The organism is Pseudoalteromonas sp. GW168-MNA-CIBAN-0100 (genome assembly GCF_040309225.1).
Lineage (GTDB): Bacteria > Pseudomonadota > Gammaproteobacteria > Enterobacterales > Alteromonadaceae > Pseudoalteromonas > Pseudoalteromonas arctica.
Map to the genome: position 1 here is coordinate 1 of NZ_JBEOOL010000076.1, position 665 is coordinate 665.

1 protein-coding gene is annotated in these 665 nt (G+C 42.1%); it reads right to left on the minus strand.

From position 1 onward, the window contains the following. Window positions 1–155: 155 nt before the first annotated feature. Window positions 156–665: efflux RND transporter permease subunit (locus tag AAEY62_RS20065; RefSeq protein WP_350635915.1), on the minus strand; the 510-nt coding region annotated here is incomplete at its 5' end.

A 665-nucleotide genomic window follows, 5' to 3' on the forward strand; every position in this document is an offset into this window, starting at 1 on the left:
GTTTTAACTTGCATCTGCCTTCCTTACTTACGCTGAGTAAACATAGTAATGCGTAAATCGTGCCATATAAAAAAGTGAGCACTATCAATAGCAAAGTTGCAGGCTATGTAACTTAATACTGTTTTTCAGTATAAGTTACATAACCAATGTAAATATTATAGGTCGCGTTTGCGCCACAATAAATACGTTGCCGGTATTACTAATAAGGTTAAAACAACCGCACTAAACATACCCCCTACCATAGGCGCTGCTATGCGGCTCATTATTTCACTGCCCGTGCCAGTGCCATAAAGTACCGGTAATAAACCTATCACTATAGTAGCTACTGTCATCATTACGGGGCGTACTCTTAGCCCTGCGCCCTCTGTTATTGCTTGCTTAAGCTGCTCATAATTAAGCGGCACACCAGTTTGTTGTGCTTGGGTAATTTTTTCTTGGTAGGCCTGATTTAAATACACCAGCATGATCACCCCAATTTCTACGGCCACCCCTGCAAGTGCAATAAAGCCCACCCCAACAGCCACCGAAAAGTTAAAGCCTTCTAGGTACATTAGCCATATTCCGCCAATCATCGCCAACGGTAAAGTAACGATAATAATCAATACCTCCGCAAAGCTTCTAAAGTTCAGATACAGCAGCACTACAATAATGGCTAACGTTAGTGG